The sequence below is a fragment of the Pseudomonadota bacterium genome, from assembly GCA_013285445.1.
Classification (GTDB): Bacteria; Pseudomonadota; Gammaproteobacteria; order Xanthomonadales; family Wenzhouxiangellaceae; genus Wenzhouxiangella.
Map to the genome: position 1 here is coordinate 3,250,989 of CP053448.1, position 20,270 is coordinate 3,271,258.

At 65.1% G+C, this 20,270-nt stretch carries 19 protein-coding genes; 5 read left to right on the top strand and 14 right to left on the bottom strand.

Annotated features, from left to right (window positions below; all coding sequences use genetic code 11):
• Positions 1-110: 110 nt before the first annotated feature.
• From rodA to HND55_14455, 5 genes are read right to left on the bottom strand one after another with little or no spacing between them, the layout of a single operon-like run.
• Positions 111-1,235, bottom strand: coding sequence for a rod shape-determining protein RodA (rodA, locus tag HND55_14435; GenBank protein QKK03756.1), 1,125 nt, complete (start codon positions 1,233-1,235; stop codon positions 111-113).
• Positions 1,213-3,066, bottom strand: a complete 1,854-nt coding sequence (mrdA, locus tag HND55_14440) for a penicillin-binding protein 2 (GenBank protein ID QKK03757.1) — start codon at positions 3,064-3,066, stop codon at positions 1,213-1,215. Before mrdA ends, rodA begins: the two co-directional genes overlap by 23 nt.
• Positions 3,063-3,560 carry a rod shape-determining protein MreD gene (gene mreD, locus HND55_14445; GenBank protein QKK03758.1) on the bottom strand — a complete coding sequence of 166 codons (498 nt, stop codon included), beginning with the start codon at positions 3,558-3,560 and terminating at the stop codon, positions 3,063-3,065. Before mreD ends, mrdA begins: the two co-directional genes overlap by 4 nt.
• Positions 3,557-4,477 (bottom strand): rod shape-determining protein MreC, encoded by a 921-nt coding sequence (gene mreC, locus HND55_14450; GenBank protein QKK03759.1) that lies wholly within the window; start codon positions 4,475-4,477, stop codon positions 3,557-3,559. The genes mreD and mreC overlap by 4 nt, the downstream gene beginning before the upstream one ends.
• 22 nt (positions 4,478-4,499) lie before the next feature.
• The gene (locus HND55_14455) at positions 4,500-5,546 is read right to left on the bottom strand and encodes a rod shape-determining protein (protein ID QKK03760.1); all 1,047 of its coding nucleotides are present in this window, start codon (positions 5,544-5,546) and stop codon (positions 4,500-4,502) included.
• A 167-nt stretch (positions 5,547-5,713) separates the two neighbouring features.
• Here HND55_14455 and HND55_14460 point away from each other — a divergent pair, with 167 nt between their 5' ends.
• Positions 5,714-6,658 (top strand): carbohydrate kinase family protein, encoded by a 945-nt coding sequence (locus HND55_14460; protein QKK03761.1) that lies wholly within the window; start codon positions 5,714-5,716, stop codon positions 6,656-6,658.
• 25 nt (positions 6,659-6,683) lie between these two features.
• On the opposite strand, the gene HND55_14465 is transcribed toward HND55_14460, so the two are convergent.
• Entirely contained in the window at positions 6,684-7,331 is a 648-nt protein-coding gene (locus tag HND55_14465) for a hypothetical protein (protein ID QKK03762.1), read from the bottom strand.
• Positions 7,332-7,484: 153 nt separating this feature from the next.
• On the opposite strand from HND55_14465, the gene HND55_14470 reads away from it, so the two are divergent.
• Entirely contained in the window at positions 7,485-8,054 is a 570-nt protein-coding gene (locus tag HND55_14470) for a sigma-70 family RNA polymerase sigma factor (GenBank protein ID QKK03763.1), read from the top strand.
• A gap of 20 nt (positions 8,055-8,074) precedes the next feature.
• Here the strand turns inward: HND55_14470 and HND55_14475 are convergent, their stop codons facing one another.
• The 6 genes from HND55_14475 to HND55_14500 form a co-directional block, all read right to left on the bottom strand.
• Complete coding sequence (locus HND55_14475) at positions 8,075-10,540, bottom strand: serine/threonine protein kinase (protein ID QKK03764.1); 2,466 nt, start codon at positions 10,538-10,540, stop codon at positions 8,075-8,077.
• Between the two features lie 171 nt (positions 10,541-10,711).
• Positions 10,712-11,206, bottom strand: coding sequence for a hypothetical protein (locus HND55_14480; GenBank protein QKK03765.1), 495 nt, complete (start codon positions 11,204-11,206; stop codon positions 10,712-10,714).
• A gap of 104 nt (positions 11,207-11,310) precedes the next feature.
• On the bottom strand, positions 11,311-12,000 hold the full coding sequence (locus tag HND55_14485; protein ID QKK03766.1) for a DUF3106 domain-containing protein: 690 nt from the start codon (positions 11,998-12,000) through the stop codon (positions 11,311-11,313).
• Entirely contained in the window at positions 11,997-12,380 is a 384-nt protein-coding gene (locus tag HND55_14490; GenBank protein QKK03767.1) for a DUF3619 family protein, read from the bottom strand. Before HND55_14490 ends, HND55_14485 begins: the two co-directional genes overlap by 4 nt.
• Positions 12,370-12,942 (bottom strand): RNA polymerase sigma factor, encoded by a 573-nt coding sequence (locus HND55_14495; protein ID QKK04129.1) that lies wholly within the window; start codon positions 12,940-12,942, stop codon positions 12,370-12,372. The genes HND55_14490 and HND55_14495 overlap by 11 nt, the downstream gene beginning before the upstream one ends.
• A gap of 142 nt (positions 12,943-13,084) precedes the next feature.
• Complete coding sequence (locus HND55_14500; GenBank protein ID QKK03768.1) at positions 13,085-13,291, bottom strand: hypothetical protein; 207 nt, start codon at positions 13,289-13,291, stop codon at positions 13,085-13,087.
• Positions 13,292-13,487: 196 nt separating this feature from the next.
• On the opposite strand from HND55_14500, the gene HND55_14505 reads away from it, so the two are divergent.
• The gene (locus tag HND55_14505; protein QKK03769.1) at positions 13,488-14,864 is read left to right on the top strand and encodes a DUF1800 domain-containing protein; all 1,377 of its coding nucleotides are present in this window, start codon (positions 13,488-13,490) and stop codon (positions 14,862-14,864) included.
• A gap of 4 nt (positions 14,865-14,868) precedes the next feature.
• A complete protein-coding gene (locus tag HND55_14510) occupies positions 14,869-16,098 on the top strand; it encodes a DUF1501 domain-containing protein (protein ID QKK03770.1) in 1,230 nt (409 codons plus the stop codon).
• Here the strand turns inward: HND55_14510 and HND55_14515 are convergent.
• Complete coding sequence (locus tag HND55_14515) at positions 16,076-17,056, bottom strand: DUF533 domain-containing protein (GenBank protein QKK03771.1); 981 nt, start codon at positions 17,054-17,056, stop codon at positions 16,076-16,078. The genes HND55_14510 and HND55_14515 overlap by 23 nt on opposite strands.
• 173 nt (positions 17,057-17,229) lie before the next feature.
• Here HND55_14515 and HND55_14520 point away from each other — a divergent pair, with 173 nt between their 5' ends.
• Positions 17,230-18,213, top strand: coding sequence for a hypothetical protein (locus tag HND55_14520; GenBank protein QKK03772.1), 984 nt, complete (start codon positions 17,230-17,232; stop codon positions 18,211-18,213).
• A gap of 165 nt (positions 18,214-18,378) precedes the next feature.
• Here the strand turns inward: HND55_14520 and HND55_14525 are convergent, their stop codons facing one another.
• Complete coding sequence (locus HND55_14525; GenBank protein ID QKK03773.1) at positions 18,379-20,061, bottom strand: hypothetical protein; 1,683 nt, start codon at positions 20,059-20,061, stop codon at positions 18,379-18,381.
• Positions 20,062-20,270 lie beyond the last annotated feature (209 nt).

Here is a 20,270-nt window from a genome sequence, read left to right on the forward strand (position 1 = left end):
GCATGTCCTGGAGACTATAGAAACCCGGTAGCGGGAAAAGTTTGATTGCCGTAGCCAGCAGAGATTCTACCAGCTGGCCGGTGCCCGGCTCTGACTGGCCGGGACCTGATTCAACCCATGAATCGGCGGCGGCTGTACAGGCCCATGACGACACCGAACCCGGCAAGCAGCGTCACCGCCGAGGTACCACCGTAGCTGATCAAGGGCAGCGGCACGCCGACCACGGGCAACAGTCCGGAGACCATGCCGGCATTGACCGCCAGGTAGACGAAGAACATGAACACCAGCGCCCCTGACAGCAGCCGGGCGAAAGTATCACGACACTGGCTGGCCAGAAACAGGGCGCGCAGAATGATGGCTGCGTAGATCACCAGCAGCACAGCGACTCCGATAAACCCGAATTCCTCTGCCGCCACCGACAAAATGAAATCCGTGTGGGGCTCGGGCAGAAACTCGAGGTGCGACTGGCTGCCACCCAGCCAGCCCTTGCCCGTCATGCCGCCCGACCCGACCGCTATCTTTGACTGAATGATGTTCCAGCCCTGGCCCAGCGGGTCACTCTCCGGATCAAGGAAGGTGAGAATGCGCTCGCGCTGATAATCGTGCAGCCGCAGCCAGATCAGCGGCGCGGAAGCGGCCAGTCCGGCCGCCAGTGTCAGGATCACGCGCCAGCCAAGTCCCGCCAGGAACAGCAGGCATAAACCGCTGAGCGCGACCAGAACCGCTGTACCGAGGTCCGGCTGTACCACGATCAGTGCGACCGGCAGGCCAATCAGTGCCGACGCCACTGCCAGCATGCGCCAGTCCGGCGGCAGGGGTCGCCGATCGAGCATGATTGCCAGCATCAGCGGCAGTGCCAGCTTCATCGCCTCGGACGGCTGAAAGCGAATCAGGCCCAGATCCAGCCAGCGCTGGGCACCGCGCCCAACCCCGACGATCAGGGCCGCGATGAGCGCCAGCACGGTCAGCAGATACAGCCAGGGACCCCACAGACGCAACAGCCGAGGCGGCACCTGGGCCAGACCAACCATGACCGCCAGCCCGACACCGAAACGCACGCTCTGGCGCCAAACCAGGTCCGGATTCCGCTCGCCCGCAGAGTACAGCACCAACAGCCCGACGCCCATCAGCACGGCCAGCATGACGACAAGCACCGGGTCGAGCCGTAATGTGCTCAGACTCCGAACCAGCAGGGAATCTGCCGCGCGCAGCTTATTCACGGCCAGCGTCCGCATCGTTGCCGCCTCGCCCAGAGGCTTCGAGTGCCACAGCCATGACATCAGCCGCCACCGGCGCGGCAACGCCGGCGCCACTGCCGCCATGCTCGACCACTGCCGTGACCACCAGACGCGGCTCGTCTGCCGGCGCAAAGCCGGTAAACAGCGCATGATTGCGCAAAAACACGGGCAGCTCGTCCTGATCGCGCGCATCGACTGCATCGTCGATGTCCGGGCGCTCGAATACCTGCGCGGTACCGGTCTTGCCGGCCATGGGGGCAGACAGACGCGCGGCGACTGCCCGCGCGGTACCACTCGGACCGTGCACCACCGCCGTCAAGCCGGCATGCACCGCCTGCCAGTCATCCGGATCATGGCGCACCATCTGTGCCGGTTCAGCCCGTCCAACCAGCGTCGGCCGGGCGGTACGACCGCGGCCGGCCAGTGCGGCGGTGGCGTGCGCCAGCTGCAGCGGGGTAACAACGGTAAAACCCTGTCCGATTCCGGTAATCACCGTCTCTCCGGGAAACCAGGGCTGATCGAATCTCGCTCGCTTCCAGGTCCGGGTCGGCAAGATGCCGTCACTCTCGCCGGGCAGGTCCAGCCCGCTGCTGCGGCCAAAGCCGAACAGCGCCAGTTCACGGGCAATCCGGTCAATCCCCAGATCAACCGCCAGCCGGTAGAAATAGCCGTTGACCGACTCGGCCAGCGCGAGTTCGAGATCGACCCAGCCGTGGCCCTCCTCCTTCCAGTCGCGATACAGGCGCGCATGGCCAGGCAGTTGATAGCTGCCGCCGGAAAATACCTGTGTCTCGGGCGTAATCACGCCGACCGCGAGACCGGCCAGGGCAATGAACGGCTTGATCGTCGAGCCAGGCTCATAGCCACCGGACAGAAAGCGATTGAACAGGGGTCGCCGCGGATCGTCAAGCAGGCTGTCGTAGGCGGCCTGACTGATCCCGTGGACAAACAGATTGGGGTCGAATCCGGGCTTGCTGACCAGCGCCAGCACCTCGCCGCTGTCGACCGACACGACCACGACCGCGCCGGTGTAGTCACCGAGCGCACGGTAGGCGGCCCGCTGCACATCAAGGTCGATATTGATCGTCAGGTTCTCGCCGTGCCGGGGGTCGGTTCGCTCGAGCACTCGCACCACCCGTCCCTGTGCGTTGGTCTCGACGCGCTCGATGCCGGTCTCGCCATGCAGGCGGTCCTCGTAGCGGCGCTCGATGCCGGTCTTGCCCACATATCGGGTGGCACGGTAGCGGCTCGGGTCCAGGCGGGCCAGATCGTCCTGATCGATCCGGCCAACATAGCCGACGACATGAGACAGCAGCTCGCCATGGGGATAGTGGCGCATCAGGTATGGCTCGATATCCACGCCCGGCAAGCGGTGACGGTGGATTGCGATTCGCGCCACCTCATCAGCACTCAGATTGCCCTTGAGCACAATCGGTTCGAAGCGGCGCGAGCGGCGCTCGTGGTAGAGAAAACGACGACGCTCGTCGTCGCTGACCGGCACCAGGCCGGCGACCGCCTGCAGCGTGTGCTCGAGCTGACCGGCCCGCTCCGGCACAATCACCAGCCGATAGGCCGGACGATTCTCGGCCAGCACCCGCCCTTGCCGGTCGAGTATCAATCCCCGATTGGGCGCCAGCGCCCGCAGGCTGATGCGGTTGTTCTCGGCGCGAGCGGCGTAGCGCTCGTGATCACCAAGCTGCAGGCTGCCGAAGCGCGCCAGAATCAGCAGCAGCACGACCAGCACGACGGCCACCAGCCAGCGCAGGCGGCTCATCACCAGCGTGCGCTGCTCACGCGGCGTGATGATCGTGGCGGTATCCACTCTCATGTGCTGCCGGACTGTCGGCGATCGCGCAGCCGGATGCGATCGAGCAGCAGGAACAGCCAGGGCCATAGCAGCATGCCGATCACCGGCGCCAGCCACCATTCCCAGGATGGCCATTGATCACCCGACAGACCGATCACCCAGAGCTGAACGATGCGGTCGTTGAACAGCAGCGCCATGACCGCCGCCGCCTGTTGCCAAGGGGGGAAAAACCGCAGGCGATTGCGGAAGTGCTCGACCAGGTAGCTGATGATCAGCAGACTCAGCGCATGCTGGCCAAGCAGGCTGGCGGTCATCAGATCCAGCAGCAGCCCGAGCCCGAAAGCCTGCCCGAGGGCGCGCAGACGCCCCGCTTCCAGGTTCCAGTAGATCAGCACCAGCGCCAGCCAGTATGGCCGCAGTTCCCCGACCCGCTCCGGCAGCGGTATGAGTGTCAACACCACCGCGACGAGCAGTGAAACCAGAAGCACCCGGTTGCCGTCGCCGCGCGCGCTCATGGCCCTTGGTCAGCGGCTGTCGCAGCGCCAGCCGGATCGGGACCGGCCGGCCCCGTTTCCGTTTCGGGCGTCGAGTCCTGCGGCATCACCACGAGCAGATGCCGCGCCCGATCCAGCCGTCCCAGCGGCTGCAGATCGGCCCGGGCAAAGGCCTCCCCCGGCGGTCGTTCGACGCGATCGACCCGTGCAACCGGCAGCCCGGCCGGGAAGATGCCGCCAAGCCCCGAGGTCACGACCACGTCGTCGGGTTCGAGATCCACGTTCATCGGCAGATCGGTCAGCCGCAGCCGACCAACCCGGCCCGATCCGTAGGCCACGGTGCGCAATCCCGTTCGCCGCACCCGCACCGGCAGTGCATGGTCGGGATCGGATATCAGAATGACCTGGGCGGCATGGCGCGCGACATCATCGATCTGACCGATCACCCCCTGACCGTCCATCACCGCCATGCCGGCGGCCAGACCGTCGCGCGAACCGCGATTGATCAGCACGCGATGGGACCAGGGATTGAGATCGACGCTCATCAGTTCGGCAGCCTTGAACTGCAGCTCGACGCGCTCGGAGGCGTCAAGCAGGGCACGCAATTCGGCGTTTTCCCGGGCCAGCTCGTCGAGCAGCGCAAGCGCGGCCCGGCGCTGGCGCTGCTCCTGCTCGAGTGCGTCGATCTGGCGCAGCAGCGCATCGCGCTCGCGCAACTCGTCGCCAAGGCGGCGCGCCAGCACAAACGGGGCATCGATGAGCATGAACGCCGGCTCGACGGCCAGCAATCCATATCGGTGGAGCCGGTCGACATAGCCGCCGCGAAAGTCAAGCGCCATCAGCACGATCGCAAGCAGGCCGTAAAACATCAGCCGGCCGACGCGGCCGGCGGTTTCGGCGTCGAAGCCAGGGGGCCAGGGGTGACCGGGAGAATTCACGGTACGGCGCACACCTGACACGTCAGGCGGCGAAGAAGAAGTCGCCCTTGTTTTCGTCCATCAGTTCCAGCGCCCGGCCACCGCCACGAGCGACGCAGGTCAGCGGATCGTCGGCGATAATGACCGGCAGCCCGGTTTCCTTCATCAGCAGTTTGTCGAGTCCGCGCAGCAGGGCCCCGCCACCGGTCAACACGATACCGGTCTCGGCAACGTCGGCGCACAGCTCCGGCGGCGTCTGCTCGAGTGCCGTCTTGACTGAACCGACAATGCTCGACAGCGCCTCGCTGAGCGCTTCGAGCACCTCGTTGTTGTTCAGTGTGATCATCTTGGGTACGCCTTCGGCGAGGTTGCGGCCGGAGATCTGGATCTCCTTGACGTCGTCCTGCTGGTGGGCACAGCCGATTTCCATCTTGATCCGCTCGGCGGTCGACTCACCGATCAGGGTGCCATAGGAGCGGCGCACGTAGTTGATGATCGCCTCATCGAAGTGATCGCCACCCATGCGCACCGAATTCGAATACACGATCCCATTGAGTGACAGCACCGCCACCTCGGTGGTGCCACCGCCGATATCGAGCACCATCGAGCCGCGCGCTTCGTGGATGGGTATGCCGGCCCCGATGGCCGCAGCCATTGGTTCCTCGATCAGAAACACCTCGCGCGCCCCGGCCCCCTCGGCCGACTCCTTGATGGCGCGCCGCTCGACCTGCGTCGATGAGCAGGGCACGCAGACCAGCACGCGTGGACTCGGTCGCAGAAACCGCGAGGAGTGCACTTTCTTGATGAAGTGCTGCAGCATCTGCTCGGTCATGTTGAAATCGGCAATCACGCCGTCTTTCAGCGGTCGCGTGGTCCGGATGTTGCCCGGGGTGCGACCCAGCATCTGCTTGGCCTCGGCACCGACCGCCGCGACCGATTGCGGACCGCCCGGACCGCGCTCCATGCGCACGGCAACCACCGACGGTTCGTTGAGCACGATGCCCTGACCGCGGACGAAGATCAGGGTATTGGCCGTGCCCAGGTCGATGGACAGGTCGTTGGAGAAGATGCCGCGCAGTCGCTTGAACATGAATTGATGGAACGGTCCGTATCCGTTGCAAAAGACCGACTAATGTAGCAACGCTGAGGCAGTCCGGCAACAGTTCCGGAACGCAAAATGCAAGATCAAGGCTGCAGCGGCCGGTCGCTTCGCTACAATGGAACGCTGATCCGCACACATGACCCAAGGAAACCGCAATGTCCGTACTCATCTGCGGCTCGCTGGCCTACGACAATATCATGGTCTTTCCGGAGCGCTTCAAGGATCACATCCTGCCCGACAAGACGCATATGATCAATGTCGCCTTTCTGGTGCCCGAGCTGCACCGCAATTTCGGTGGCACTGCCGGCAATATCGCCTACAACCTCAAGAAGCTCGGCGGCAACCCCCTGCCGATGGCCACCGTGGGCCCGGACTTCGATGACTACGCCCGCCACCTCGATCGGCTCGGCATCAATCAGGACCATGTGCGCGTGCTCGGTGAGCACTGGACCGCCCAGGCCTACATCACGACCGACCTGGACGACAACCAGATCACGGCGTTTCATCCCGGCGCCATGAACGAGGCCCACTGCCAGACCATTCCCGACGATGCCGACATTGCCATCGGCATCGTGGCGCCCGACGGCAAGCAGGCAATGGTCGATCACTCCGAGCAGTTTGCAGCCGCCGGCATTCCGCACATCTTCGACCCTGGTCAGGGCCTGCCGATGTTCAACGGTGAGGAGCTGCAGCGTTTCGTGGTCAATGCGGACTGGCTGGCGGTCAATTCATACGAGTGGGAGATGCTCAAGAAGAAGACCGGCTGGCGCCATGATGACATCACCGCCCAGCTCGACGGTGGCCTGATCATCACGCATGGTGGCGCCGGGTCGGAATTGTGGACGGGCGACGGAAAGACCGATATTCCGGCGGTCAAGCCCAGGCAGATCGTCGATCCGACCGGCTGTGGCGACGCTTATCGGGCCGGCCTGCTGTTTGGTCTGGAGCGCGGCTGGGAGCCGGTCGATGCCTGTCGGCTCGGCGCCGTACTCGGCGCGCTCAAGATTGCCGAGTCTGGACCGCAGCACCATGATTTCACGGTCGATGAGGTTGCCGACACGTTCCGTTCGACTTTCGGGCGTGCATTACCTGCGGCCTGAATGTTCGCCCCTGCCGGCGACGGACTTACTCCCCGGTCGAACCACCGGCCGGGGCAGAGGTCTGCAGCGCCGGACGTGAGCGCGGGGCGCGCTGGCTGAACTGGCCCAGCACCGGATCCACCTCGAATCGGTTGCGAAACAGCGGGGCTTCTTCGAGCACATGCAATTCGACCGGCACGCTCAGCTCTACCTGCTTGTCACCGGCGCCAAGCTCGATGATCAGGTCGAGACGATGGCGCGAGCGAACTTCCAGCGCTTCATGCGCGTGGAAGGTCAGTGTCACCGGGCGGCGCGATCCGGCCGGAATGATCCCCGAGGGGGCGTCGATCACGAGCCAGGACGAAGACTGTCCCCCGGCCGTCGCCACCCCCAGGCGGTAAGCGAGCTCGCGCTCGCCACTGCCACCCAGCGACAGGGTCACGCGGGCGGTCTGCCCGTGTGGCACGGGAAGCGTGAGCTGCTCGATCTCGCGCCGGTCACAGAACAGGCGCAGCGAGGCCGCGGGCGAATCGGCACCATCGAGCATCAGCGCACGAGTCGGCGGTTCGCCGGAGCCTGCCGCGAGCAGACAGCCGGCTGCCGCCGATTCGTCGGCGGCGGCTACAGGTCCGCCAGCAATCGCTGCGGCGATTGCCAGCCAGACCAGGTGCAGTCGCTTCGCTGTCTTGTGCATGGTCCCCGGAATCACGTCCTTGCAATCGGCAAACAACAATTGCGGGCCGATTCGGTGTAGTTTAGGGCGAAACGCGCGCGATTTGAACCCTTGGCTGCCCCGCGCATCACGGTGCACACTTGGCGGCAGCAGGCATCAGACCCGGATCAGGCCATGAACCAGGATCACCCGGAGCGGATCAGCGAGTTCACCGAGCTGCTCAAGCGTCACTCGCAGGGCGACACCGACAACCTCTATGCGCTGCTGCCGATGGTCTACGAGGAGCTGCGTGCGCTGGCCGGGCGTCAGCTTGCCAGAGAACGGCCCGACCATACCCTCCAGGCCACTGCCCTGGTCAACGAGGCATATCTGCGCCTGGCCGAGAATTCCGACTTCAGCTGGGAAGATCGACGCCAGTTCCTGCTGATTGCCGCCACGGTGATGCGCCGGGTGCTGGTCGACTACGCCCGACGCCGCCACGCCACCAAGCGCCCCCAGGACCACCAGCGCATCGAGCTGGAAAGCGCCGACCTCGGCGAGGGTTTCGGCTCGGATCTGATCGCGCTGGACCAGGTGCTCGAACAGCTCGCCGAAATCGACCAGCGCCAGGCGAGCATTGTCGAACTGCGCTACTTCGCCGGACTGAGCATCGAGGACACCGCCCAGACCCTCGATATCTCCGAATCCTCCGTGGTGCGGGAGTGGCGCATGGCGCGCGCCTGGCTCGAGCGTCGCCTGCGCTGATCACGGCGGCCACCCGGACCCTACTCGATGCCGTCCTCGGCCAGCTGGCGTTCGACCTCGGAGAGCTTGTCGGCGAGCGCTGCCGCCAGTTCGGGACGCTCGACGCGTTCGCCGCCGCGCACCAGCTCCAGCGCAGATCGATAGGTTTCGGCCGCTTCCCCGAGTCGACCCTGCAGGGTCAGCGCCCCCCCGAGAATATCCAGCGCCGATGCGCGGTAGACGGTTTCAACGCCGCCAAAGCGCTCGGCGCGCTGCTCGAGCCCGGCAAGCACTTCACGCACCAGCGCCTCGGCGCGTTCGGGCTGCGAGCGACGCAGGTAAAGCGCGGCCAGGTTGGCCACTGACAAGCGGTACAGGTAGTGATCCCGACCGGCAACCCGCTCGATCATCTGCGCGGCGCGATCAAACGCGGCCAGGCTGGCCTCGTCCCGGCCGGCGCGCGAGAGCGCCACGCCGAAGTTGCCAATCGTGTTGGCCAGGCGCTGGCTGGGTCCGATCAGGCGCTCGTGATCGCGAATCAGTGCCTCGTAGGTATCGATCGCGGCTTCGGGATCAACCAGGGTCTGGGCCGTTGCGAAAACGTAGCGACCGCGCAGACGACGCGGGTCATTGTCGTCGTAAAGCCGCTCCGCCAGCGATCGGGCGGCCGCGGCAACGCGCATGGCCGGCTCGGCTTCGCCCTGGACCACGTAGGCTGCAACCAGCGCGGCGCGTGCCTCGAGCAGCAGCTCGCCTGAAGCACCCGGATCGGATTCGAGAGCGGTAATGATCGCGATGAGACCGGCCACGGTGTCGTCGAGCGGCTGGTCGAGCACGTTGGCATGATTGCGCAGCTTGCGGATGCGCGCGCGCAGCACGTCTTCGTGCCGCGTCTGCGGTGAGGCCTCGAACAGCTCGATGGCCCGGCGGTCGGCTTCAATCGCCTCGGTCGCGCGTCCGGCCGAGTCCAGCGCGGCGGCAATCTCCGACTGGACCAGCGCCTGCTCGCCTGGCGGGATCCGGGGCGTCAGCATCTGCTGCGCCTGCTGCAGCAGCGGCAGCGCCTGCCCGCCCAGACCGAGCGCATTGTAGGCCCGGCCCAGCGCAAGATGAATCGAGCCTGTGCCGGCCGGGCTGCCCGAATCGCCGTCATTCAACCGGTTTCGGCCCAGGTCGAGAATTTCGCGCACGGTCACTTCGTTGCCGCGCGACGGCAGCGAGTCGGCGCCGGCAAACATCGAGTCCATAAACGCCGTGACCGCCTCGGCGCGATCCCGTTCCCAGGCAATTCGCCGCAGCTGGTTTTCACGGTCGACCAGAAAAACCGCCAGCAGCAGACCCAGGGCAATCACTGCCGCCATCGCCCAGCGCTGTCGCCAGGCGAGGCGCCGAAAACGATAGACCAGCCCGCCGCCGCGCGCCAGCACCGGCCGATGCTCGACGAAGCGGCGAATATCGTCGGACAGCTCACGCACCGAGCCATAGCGCTGCTCCGGCCGAAGCGCCATGGCCCTGAGCACAATGGCCTCGATATCGCGCGGGATTGCGCCCACCGCGCAGACGCCACCGAGCTGGCGCGGTGGCGGAAAACGGCCGGCACGAATGGCCGCCGGCAGCTCGCCGGCCTTTTCGACATGATCAAACGGCCGGACCCCGGTCATCAGCTGATACAGCACGGTGCCAAGCGAATAGACGTCGGTGGCGGTACTCAGCCCGCGGCCCTCGACCTGCTCCGGACTGGCATGGGCCAGGGTCATGGCCTCGGCACACGCTGCAGTACCGCGCTCGCCGCCATCGCCGGCCTTGAGGAGACGGGCAATACCGAAATCGAGGAGCTTGGGCTCGCCCTCGGCAGTAACCAGAATATTGGCCGGCTTGATGTCTCGATGAATGACCATGTGCCGATGCGCATAGTCAACCGCCGAACACACCTTCTCGAACAGCTCAAGCCGCTGCTCCAGGGAGGCCGAATGTTCGTCGCACCAGCGATCGATCGGCAGGCCATCGACGTACTCGGTGGCCATGAATGGCCGGCCCTCGGTGGTCAGGCCGCCGTCAATGAGATGCGCGATACAGGGATGATTGAGCGTCGACAGGATGCGGCGCTCGGTCGCAAAACGCTGCTTGAGCGCCTCGTCGGGCTGTTCGGTGAGCTGCAGCAGCTTGAACGCCACCCGCTGGCGCAAGTCGCCGTCGGCACGTTCAGCCAGGTAGACCACGCCGGTCCCACCCGCGCCGAGCCGTTGCTGCAGGCGGTAGTCGCGCGGCAGCGGCGCCTGCAGCGAAACCTCGCTGAGCACCTCGCGCGTGGCGGCCTGAAAACGCTCCGGTGAATCGTCGGCCGTGTCATCTTCAGCAGCCTCGATCAGCCATCGCACTTCTTCGGCAAGCGCCGGCCGACCGGCACAGGCCTGTTCGACAAACGCCTCGCGCGCACGGCCGGTGCAATCCAGCGCCGCGTTGGCAATGGCCTTGGCGCGCTGGTAGTCGTCCTTCGACTGCTTCAACAAGCGACTCCGAATTGCGGCATCGCGCGCGACGATGACCGCTGCAATTCCATCAGGCCCATGTTACCTCACCGGGTTCACGACGCCGCCTTCCGGAGCCACCATCCGGCGTCGCTGGCCGGCGGTGACCGGGAGCACGCGGGGTGCTCCCGGCCCGGCCTTCATGCAGGTTCAGGCAAAGTGGAACAACCTGAACACCCGCCGCAAGGTGGCGGCGAGAAAACCGGGAAGTTCGGCGGCATCGAAGGTCTCGTCGTTAAAGACGACGACACCGCTGAGCTGCGGACCCTCGCCGCCCCGAAAGATGGTGACGCCCTGAAGCAGCAGGGTACCGGATTCATCGCCTTCCGGCCCCGTGATCGTCAGGCTGCCGTCGAAGGTCGACTGGATCGATTCAGCGCTTCGGATGCGCGTTCGAACGACCTCACCATCGATGGTCAGACCCTCTGGATTGGGGCGGAACCCGATGAAATCGCCCGTCGTGATGACGTTGGACCCGGCGGGCTCGTGGCTGGCAGAAGTGATCAGCCTGAGCGTGCCACCGGCCTCGTCGCTGACCACGACATCGGCCTCGACCGACAGACCGGCATGGACAGCAGGCGGCGTCAGGGCGGCCATTGCGGCCAGGATCAGGGTACAGAAGAACAGTCTTGAATGGACTGGCATGAATGGATCTCCTTAGATATGGGCTTGATAGTCAAGTCACCTGTCGGGTGACACCCCCATTCAACGCTCGAGGCCAGGATCGGTTGACGCCGATCGATGGTCGGTCACGGCCGGTCGTCGACTTCTGGCGCCTCGCCACCGGGTCTGAGCAGTCGCTCCAGTTCCGCGGCATCGGCAGCCAGCAGCTCGCGGATGAAGGCGGGCCGTTCGGGCGGGTCGAGCTGCTGCAGGCGCTGCCTGAATGCCCGGCGGTATTCCGGACCCATCTGCCGCAGGCGCCGTTCAAGCTGTCGACGCTCGATGGGCCGCAGTTGATTCATCCATGCCGGACGCTGCAGCCGGTCGCGAGCGGCAAATCCTTCGAGAAAAGCGCGACGCTCCTCCGGGCTCATCGATTGCCAGCGCTGCCGCAGTCGCTGACGCTGTTCCGGAGGCAGTTCATCAAGGCGCTTCAGACCGCGATGCACGCGGTCCTGTACATCTTGCGGCAAGGACTGCAGGCGCTCCATGCGCGCGCGCATGCGGCGCCGCTCCTCCGGCGACATGGCCTGCCATCGCTCCAGCCGCTCCTGGACGCGGGCTCGCTCCGCTTCACTCAATTCCTGCCAGCGCTCCGCGCCCTCGATCAGGCGTCGTCGCTGCTCGTCGTCAATGTCGGCCCACTCATCGGACCAGGGCGCCAGCACGGCCTGCTGGTCCTCGCTCAGCTCGTCCCAGGCCTGACCCTGAACCTGGCCCCACAGACCCAGCGTCACGGCCGCGGTGAGCAGCCAACGAAAAAGGAACGCGTTCACCCCGACTGCCCCTCCTCCGCCGGTGCATCCTCGGCCAGCTCGGATTGCGCCGCGATCCAGGCATAGAACTCCGGGTCTTCGACCAGCACATCGAAGTCGCCGCGCGTGAGCAGGTCGAGATCGGCGGTCTGCGGTGCGCTGGGCACGCTCGATGGCGAGGGCTGCGGGGTCTGCAGAACCAGAACCATCAGCGCCGCTGTAGCCGCCGCGCTGGCGCCGGCCAGGACGGTCCAGGTCCAGCGCGGCCCCGCCCGTCGCTGACCCGCCAGCGCCTGGCGCCGGACCCGGTCCAGTCGCAGCCGGACCGCGGGGTCCAGCGACTGACTGCGCGCATCCAGCACCGCACGGATGCGGCCCTCGAATGACTGCCTAGGCTTCATGTCGGTCATCATATGCCTCCAGGGCCTGACGCAATGACGCCAGCGCCCGAAAATAATGTGTCTTGATGCTGCCCGCGCTGATGCCGAGCGCACGCGCGGTTTCACCCACGTCGAGACCTTCCCAGGCGCGCAGCAGAAACACCTGCCGCTGTCGCGTCGGGAGCCGCTCGAGCGCCCGCTCCAGGGCCAGACCGAACTCGCCGTCAGCGGCATTCCTCTCCGGCCGATCGCACGGCGCTGTTTCAGCAGCAAAATCAGGCCCATCCGCGCATTCGTCGGACGGCCGCAGGCCGCTGAAAAACCGGCTGCGCCAGCGCGCTCGCTGCCGATACCAGTCGGTAATGCGGTTGTTGAGCATCCGGTAAAACAGCGGGCGGCGCTGTTGCGGCGGACGCTCGGCGTAGCGCCTTACGAACGCGGTCATCGCATCCTGTACCAGGTCCAGCGCCTCGTCGACGTTACCGGTGGCCATTCTCGCCATCATCAGCGCGCGTGCCTGGACATCGGCCAGGAACGCATCGAGGCTCTCGTGAGCCTCGGCACCCGCCCGCTCCTCCGGCATTGTCGCATCGGTTTTCAAGCACGCATCCAGTGGTACTTCATGACTTATCAACGTCCGGTCACCGAATCGGTTGACAATCATATCGCCAGGCGAACAGGACCAGGGCATTGGCAGATCACCACAAGCATTCAGCATGGGCCGGTCATCGCACAACGCAGCGCCAGCCGCGGGCAAGCTTCCAGCACGTGCGATCCGCTGCCGGACGCGTGCGCACCACCACGTAGCGGGCGCCGGGATGGGCCTGCTTGTAGACATGAAAAGACGGCTGGTCACGATGGACATGGGTCACACATCCGCCCAGCGCCAGAGTCGCCAGGACAATCAGAATCAACATGGACTTGCTGTGCATTGGTTGCTCTCCGGGTTGTTTCAGGGCGGGCTCCTGCCCGCGGGTTTCATCAAACATGCGGACTAGAACGCACTGCACCGCCCCGGGTTGACACGAATTGCCCGGGCGGCCCGCGCCGACAAGAGTCAGGTGCTGTCAACCCCACGGCCCACGAATTCGTTGGTAGCAGCATACCCATGCAAAAAGGCAATGCATCATGGCCGCCAGCGCTACCCAGTTCCATCCGGCCACGACCTCGGAGATCGTCCGGTTGGTCGACCGCATCACGTTCGGTGCATCCCGGCCCGCGCTCGAACAGGCCGAATCGATGGGGTACGAAGCCTTCATTGACTGGCAGCTCGACAATGAGTCGATCGACGACGGCCCCCTGGAAGCCCTGCTCGCCGAGCACCTTCCAACGCTGTTTCTGTCGACCGATGAGCTGGCCGAGCTGGTGCGCGACAGCGACAATCCGCAGCGAATCTTCCGTGAACTGGTGACCGGAACGCTCATCAGGCAGGCGTTCAGCCAGCAACAGCTCTACCAGCGCATGGTGGAGTTCTGGTCCGACCATTTCAGCGTCGCGGCCGCGGCCGGCGTCAGTGGTCTTCTCAAGGCGGTCGAAGACCGCGAAGTCATTCGCCCGCTGGCCATGGGCCGCTTCGAGCGGTTGCTGCAGGCCGATGCGCGCAGCCCGGCGATGCTCTATTACCTCGACAATTTCAACAGCACGGCAGAAGGGCCGAACGAAAATTACGCCCGCGAACTGCTTGAGCTGCACACGCTGGGCGTTGATGGCGGCTACTCGGAAGCCGACATCAAGGAAACGGCGCGCATCTTCACCGGCTGGACCATTCGCCGGCCGGCGAGCTTCCGATTCAATCCCCGCACCCATGACTGGGGCGCCAAGCATGTCCTGGGGCATCATTTCGCGCCGGCCGGCGAAGCCGAAGGCACGCGCCTGCTCAATGTCCTGGCATCACACCAGGCCACCGCACGGCACATCGCCACCAAGCTGGCGAGGCGCTTCGTCGCCGACCAGCCGCCAGAAGCGCTGATCGAGGATGTTGTCGACGAGTTCCTGGCCAGCGGCGGGAATACCCGAGCCGTGCTTCGTCGCCTGCTGCTGCACCCAATCACCCGCGAACAGCCTGCGCTGAAACTGCGTCGGCCGAATGAATTCGTGCTTGGCGTCCTCCGCTCCCTCGAGGCTCGGCCCGATGGCCGGCTGCTGCGGGAGTTGTTCGAGGGCCTTCGGTCGGCCGGGCATGTGCCGTTCGCCTGGCCGGCGCCCGACGGGTACCCGGACGTGTCGAGCTACTGGCAGTCAACCACCGGTTTCCTGATGCGCTTCAATGGTGCCGCCGGGTGGTCGCGGCGCCTGGGATTGCGCTCGGCCGTGCTGCGCGAGGCCATGCGCATCAACGACCCCCCGAGACAGACCGAGCACCTCATTGGTGCCCTGGTACCGGAGGGCCTGGCGCCGGAACGGCGGGCCGTTCTGGACAGCTACGCTGAATCCCTGCCCAGTCGTGAGCGGCCGATCGCCGTCGCCGCCTGGCTACTGGCCAGCCCAACTGCACAATGGAGATAGCGACATGAACCGTAGGGAACTGCTCAAGCTGATGGCGCTCAGTGGCCTTCTGGCCGGCACCCCGCGCTGGATTTGGGCCGCCAACCCGGGTGATCCGGCGGCCCGCCGGCTGCTGGTGATCTTTCTGCGCGGCGGCGCCGACGGGCTCGGTATCTGTGCACCGCTGGGGGAATCCCGCTATTTTGACCTGCGACCCTCGCTGGCGCTTTCGGAAACCACCGCGCTGGATCTGGACGGATTCTTCGGACTGCACCCGGCCGCTGAAGGTCTGAAAGCGCTGTTTGATACCGGCGAGCTCGCGATTGTCCACGCCACCGGCCTGGTCACCGCCGAGCGCTCACATTTTGAAGCCCAGGCCGCCGTCGAACAGGGCATCGACTCCGCCCAGCCAATGCTGGCGAGCGGCTGGCTCGGACGCTATGTCCAGACGCTGGACAGCCCGGCCGCTCTGGCCGCCGTGGCCGTGGACAGTGCCCTGCCCCGATCGATGTCCGGCTCATCGCTGCCGCTGGCCATGGCCTCCCTGGATTCCTTCCGGCTGGAACTCGATGAAACGGCCCAGGCCGCGCTGCAGTCCGTCTACGAGATGGATTCAGTACTCGGTCCGACCGCACAGTCGGTATTCGATGCTGCCCATATCATCGAGCCCCTGGCCGAACTGCCTGCCGGAGCGGGCTATCCAGCTGGCGACCTGGGCATGGCGCTGGCCGATACCGGCCGCCTGATTCGCGGGGGTACCGGACTGACCGTCGCGGCGGTCAACAGCGGCGGCTGGGATCATCACGACGACCAGGCCGCACGCATCGAACCGCTGCTGACCGAACTGGCAACCGCATTGCTCGCGTTTCGCGAGGATATCGATGAATTCTGGACCGACACGACGGTGCTGGTGCATACCGAATTCGGTCGCCGGGCCGCAGAAAACGCCTCCGGCGGCACCGACCACGGCCACGGCAGCCTGATGCTGGTCGCCGGCGGCGGGATCCGGGGCGGCCAGGTGTTCGGCGAGTGGCCCGGACTGGGGCCGGATGAGCTGTCGGCCGGTGAAGACCTGGCCGTGACCACCGACTATCGGCAGGTGCTGGCCGAGATTCTCGTCAACCACATGGGCCTGGCCGACCCGGTCGATGTGTTCGGCGACTGGCAGCCGGGCGCCTGGCTGGGTCTGTTCGCCGGCGCTGGCGCATCGGATGCGACCGCCGGCCGGGCCGTCAGACTGGCTCGCCGCCCCTGACCAGTCCCATCACCTGGCTCATGTCCAGGTTTTGCGCCCGTTGCTCGATCTGCGGCATGAACTCGCCCTGCTTCTCCCTGGCCGAGCCGAGCAGCTCATCGAAGGTGGACTTGAGCAGTGCGGTACTCATCTGCCGACCGCCGGCATAGTAGCGTCTGGCCACATGGCCCAGGGCATAGGTCGTGGCGAAGGAAAACGCCATGCCGGTAGCCGCACCACCAAGCCGGCCAATGCCCCGGCCGCCGGCCGAGCGGAACAGCCCGCCGATCAGCTTGCGGCCGAACTGCTCGAGATACTGAGAGGTCATGCCGACTCCGAGGGTCGCCAGAAACTCCTTGATGTGGCCACGGTCAAGCTCGACGCCATATTCCCTGCCGATCGAGTAGACCATGCGAACCTGCAGCGGGATGATCGCCATCGAGGCCCATGACTGCGGCAGGAGTTCCAGTGCGCCGTTGAGAATCGAGTAGTTGAGTATCGATTTGTCGAGCGCGGCCTCGTCGATCTGCGGAGTATTGACCGCCGGGCCGGCTGGCGCCGACGACTGCATGGCGACCGCGGGAGCGGCCGCCTCGGTCAGCTCGACAAGCTGTTCGGCCTCATGCTCGATCACCTCGGCCTGGTCCGAATCCATGCCAAGCAGCCCCTTGAGCCGGTCTAGAAAACGCCGCTCCCCGTCACTCATGCGGCCGTCTGCATCGCATACACCCACCGCCATTTCGTAGGCCAGATGCTTCTCGCCGGGGTCGTCGAGCCGGCCTGCAACCTCGGCCAGGCTGACGCGCTCGAGCAACACGTCCTGGTAGAGCGCGCGCAGGTCCGGCGCGTTCTCCGCGGCGAGAGACTCGGCAATACGGCGAATTTCCTCGCGCTCGGCGGCGTGCTTGGAGCCATCGGCGAAAGCGGCATACAGGGCGATGGTCAGAAGTGCGCTGTCGCGCTCGTGCGTGTCGGGCATGGCTGGTCTCCTTTGGCGGACGGGTTCCCCGGATCAGGTTCAATGCTGCGCTGGCCAAAATTCTGCAAGCAAGCACTGGCCACAAGCGTATATTATTCATTGACAACGAAATGCCCACGGCATTTTGATTTCAGGCAAGTGGACCCCTAAACGCCAATCGAGATTTCGCAACCATGAAAAAAATTACAACTTTGATCGCCACGCTCGTGTTGAGCAGCAGCCTGACCGCTCAGGAGGAGTTCTTTTCCGAAACGGGCGCGTTCAGCGCCGACGGCAGCACCACAGGCAACCAACACCGCATTGAGGTCGAAGCGGGCATGACAGTCGAGGTGCTCGTCATCGGCGATGATATCGACACGACGCTCGAGGCAACGCTGCCGGGCGGAGAGACGATTCGGAACGACGACTATCAGGAGTACCACGCCGGATTCCTCCGCACCTTCGACCAGGACGGCACCATCGAGCTGATGGCCGCGCCACTGTCACCGGGCACGGTCGGCAGCTACCGCGTGGTTGCCCGCAGCGTGGCCGCGCCCGGACGCATCGAGGTGGGCCAGACCATTCAGGGACGGCTGACCGAATCGACCGCCTCCGGCGAGCGCTACGAGTTGACCGCCCCGGCCGGCACGCGCGTGGCGATCGACCTGAAGTCCTATGACTTCGACGCCCACCTCACCGTGCTCGACGGCGATGGCGAGGAATCGACCGACGATGACGGCGGTGATGAGGGCTACAACAGTCGCCTCTACCATGAGTTTGGCCAGGATGAAACCATCACCATCACGGCCGGCAGCCTCTCGTCCGGAACCGGCGGCTACGAACTGATCATCACCGAGCTTGCAGAAGAAGTCGCCGCGACCTTCAGCGGCAGCCTGTCGACCGATTCGCCTCGCGCCTATGACGGCACGCGCTACGAGCGTCACGAATTCGAGGGACAAGCCAACGAAATGCTGACCGTCGAGCTCAAGTCCGGGGTCTTCGATCCGGTGCTCTACATCTCGCGGCCGGACGGCAGCACCCTGGTCCGCGATGACGACGGCGGCTCCGACAACAACAGTCTGGCGGTGACCACCTTGCCTGAAACCGGCGTCTACACCATCTACGTCACCGGCTTCGGCGAAGCGCTGGGGGGCTACGAACTGACCATTTATCGCTGATCCGGCCGGGAGCGTCTGCCCGGCCCGGCCGGGCAGGCGCTGTGCGTCCTGCTACTCCACCCGCAGCGGTGCTCGGGCGATGGCCAGGCCGCTGGCGTTGAGCAGATAACAGACTTCGACTGCTCGGGGCTCATGGTCTGGCGCTCCCGGAGCCAGTTCATGGAGTCACTCGGCGAAGCGGTCGGAGAACAGGGCGTCAACCATCAGGTATTCATCGGCACCGGCATCGAACAGGCCGGCGCCGTTGCTGCTGCCCGGCTCGTCGATGCCTCGGCTGTGGTGCTCGACGTCACTGGCGGTGGCATCTGAGCCAGCACAGAAATCGATGGCCGGCGAACCCGCGCCCAGGCGATAGTCTCCGGCCACGGTATTGCGAAACGCCGGATTGGCGACCTCCACGCCACCGGCGCCGGTCGACCCATTCTCGTTGACGACGACGCAGTCAAACGTGGTGACCGGACTGTTGGTCGCAGCCAGCACCGGCAGAGTGGGATGCCAGACGATGCTGTTTCTTATGGTCAGCTCGCTGGTGGTTCCATTGGCACCCAGGGCCGCGGCTGACGACTGATTGCCGCTTACGGTCACGTGCTTGAGTTCGGCACTGGCGCCGGCATTGACCCCAATGACGTAATTCTCGTCGTTCCCTGGAGACGCCAATCCGTTGCCGGTCAGAAAACTACCGTCCAGTGCAAGCTGGGTGAAAAGACCGCTAGCGTAAAGCGCGGTGCCCAGCGCGGCTCGTCCACCGCCCATGTGCGTGCGGCTCAGTTGAACACTGGCCCCGTCATAGGCTGCGAGATGACCTCCGTAGTGCGCGCCGCCGCCATCGGCGCTGTTGTCGAGCCACTGCGAGCAGCGCCAGCCGTCCCAGCAGGTATCGCCCGACAGATCGGCCGTCAACGAGGCGGTGGAACCGACATAGGCACCACCCCCCCGGTTGTCAGCGGTATTGTCGCGTACCAGCGCATCGAGCAGCTCGACCTGGGTCTCGCTGCCGACAGCATAGATGCCGCCACCGTCGGAGCCGGCGGAATTTTCGGCCACCGTTGCCGGGTCGGTGTTGTTGCCCCACAGTTGGTAAGGCCCGAAGTGGCCATTGATGTTGACCGTGGCCCCGCCCGCGGCGTAGATCCCGCCGCCGTCTCCGGCGGTCATATTTCTGAGAATACCCGAGTACAGAACATCATCGAAACGACTGCCGGCATAGCTTGAAAACGCGCAGCCATTGTCCAGGTAGACGCCACCACCGTCGACCGCGCCGAAGTTGTCTGCTATGGCGCCGGACTCGAGCCGGATCAGGCCGTTGGCGCTGGCACAATAGATACCGCCGCCGTAGTCCGACTGGTTTTCGATAATCGAGGAATTCCGGATGATGACCTGCAAAAGATCACCCGGATTGCCCACGGAAATGCCGCCGCCATAAGAAAAGCCGGAGTTGCTGCCGATCAGACTGTCGCGCACGGTAAGCGCGCCGTCCATGCCGCCGGTATGCACGCCCACGGAACCGCCGATAATGGTCAGGTTTTCCAAAGTCACCGAGGCCGTGCTGCTCGTCGTCACAAAGACCGTCGGCAGCAGATTGCTGCCCGATCCATCGATCGTTGCGTTCGAGCCAAGCTGCTGATTCAGCGCGGCCGCCAGGCACGAGCTGAAGCCACCGCGCAAGCTGCGCGAGCCGGAGATCGTCACGTTCTCCACGAAATCCTGGTTATCGAGAATCCGGATCTCGGTGTCGCCATCATCCAGCGCATCCTGGATGGAGGTGTAAGTACAGGTGCCGAAACCGGGACTGGAACCGACCGACACCCAGGCCATTGCCGGCGCGGTCGCCAGAAATATCAGGCTCACAGCCAAATGGACAAGTCTGAAAACACGCATCGCTCATCACCCTCATGTCATTGAATGGAACCGTCAAGCCCGATTCGGGGCTGTCGGTCGATATGCCGGGCCAAGGCATGGCGCCGACCATTGGGCATGAGCCAAGCATGATTTGTGCCAGACGGCGAGAGATCACTCCATGACACTGATTTAAAAATGTTTTGTGCTTGATTTCAGGA

What these genes read in the sequence shown, in the direction of transcription:
- rodA (QKK03756.1), bottom strand. Translation starts at nt 1,235, where the DNA reads ATGCGGACGCTGGCCGTGAATAAGCTGCGCGCGGCAGATTCCCTGCTG.
- mrdA (QKK03757.1), bottom strand. Translation starts at nt 3,066, where the DNA reads ATGAGAGTGGATACCGCCACGATCATCACGCCGCGTGAGCAGCGCACG.
- mreD (QKK03758.1), bottom strand. Translation starts at nt 3,560, where the DNA reads ATGAGCGCGCGCGGCGACGGCAACCGGGTGCTTCTGGTTTCACTGCTC.
- HND55_14455 (QKK03760.1), bottom strand. Translation starts at nt 5,546, where the DNA reads ATGTTCAAGCGACTGCGCGGCATCTTCTCCAACGACCTGTCCATCGAC.
- HND55_14460 (QKK03761.1), top strand. Translation starts at nt 5,714, where the DNA reads ATGTCCGTACTCATCTGCGGCTCGCTGGCCTACGACAATATCATGGTC.
- HND55_14465 (QKK03762.1), bottom strand. Translation starts at nt 7,331, where the DNA reads ATGCACAAGACAGCGAAGCGACTGCACCTGGTCTGGCTGGCAATCGCC.
- HND55_14470 (QKK03763.1), top strand. Translation starts at nt 7,485, where the DNA reads ATGAACCAGGATCACCCGGAGCGGATCAGCGAGTTCACCGAGCTGCTC.
- HND55_14480 (QKK03765.1), bottom strand. Translation starts at nt 11,206, where the DNA reads ATGCCAGTCCATTCAAGACTGTTCTTCTGTACCCTGATCCTGGCCGCA.
- HND55_14490 (QKK03767.1), bottom strand. Translation starts at nt 12,380, where the DNA reads ATGAAGCCTAGGCAGTCATTCGAGGGCCGCATCCGTGCGGTGCTGGAT.
- HND55_14495 (QKK04129.1), bottom strand. Translation starts at nt 12,942, where the DNA reads ATGCCGGAGGAGCGGGCGGGTGCCGAGGCTCACGAGAGCCTCGATGCG.
- HND55_14500 (QKK03768.1), bottom strand. Translation starts at nt 13,291, where the DNA reads ATGCACAGCAAGTCCATGTTGATTCTGATTGTCCTGGCGACTCTGGCG.
- HND55_14505 (QKK03769.1), top strand. Translation starts at nt 13,488, where the DNA reads ATGGCCGCCAGCGCTACCCAGTTCCATCCGGCCACGACCTCGGAGATC.
- HND55_14510 (QKK03770.1), top strand. Translation starts at nt 14,869, where the DNA reads ATGAACCGTAGGGAACTGCTCAAGCTGATGGCGCTCAGTGGCCTTCTG.
- HND55_14515 (QKK03771.1), bottom strand. Translation starts at nt 17,056, where the DNA reads ATGCCCGACACGCACGAGCGCGACAGCGCACTTCTGACCATCGCCCTG.
- HND55_14520 (QKK03772.1), top strand. Translation starts at nt 17,230, where the DNA reads ATGAAAAAAATTACAACTTTGATCGCCACGCTCGTGTTGAGCAGCAGC.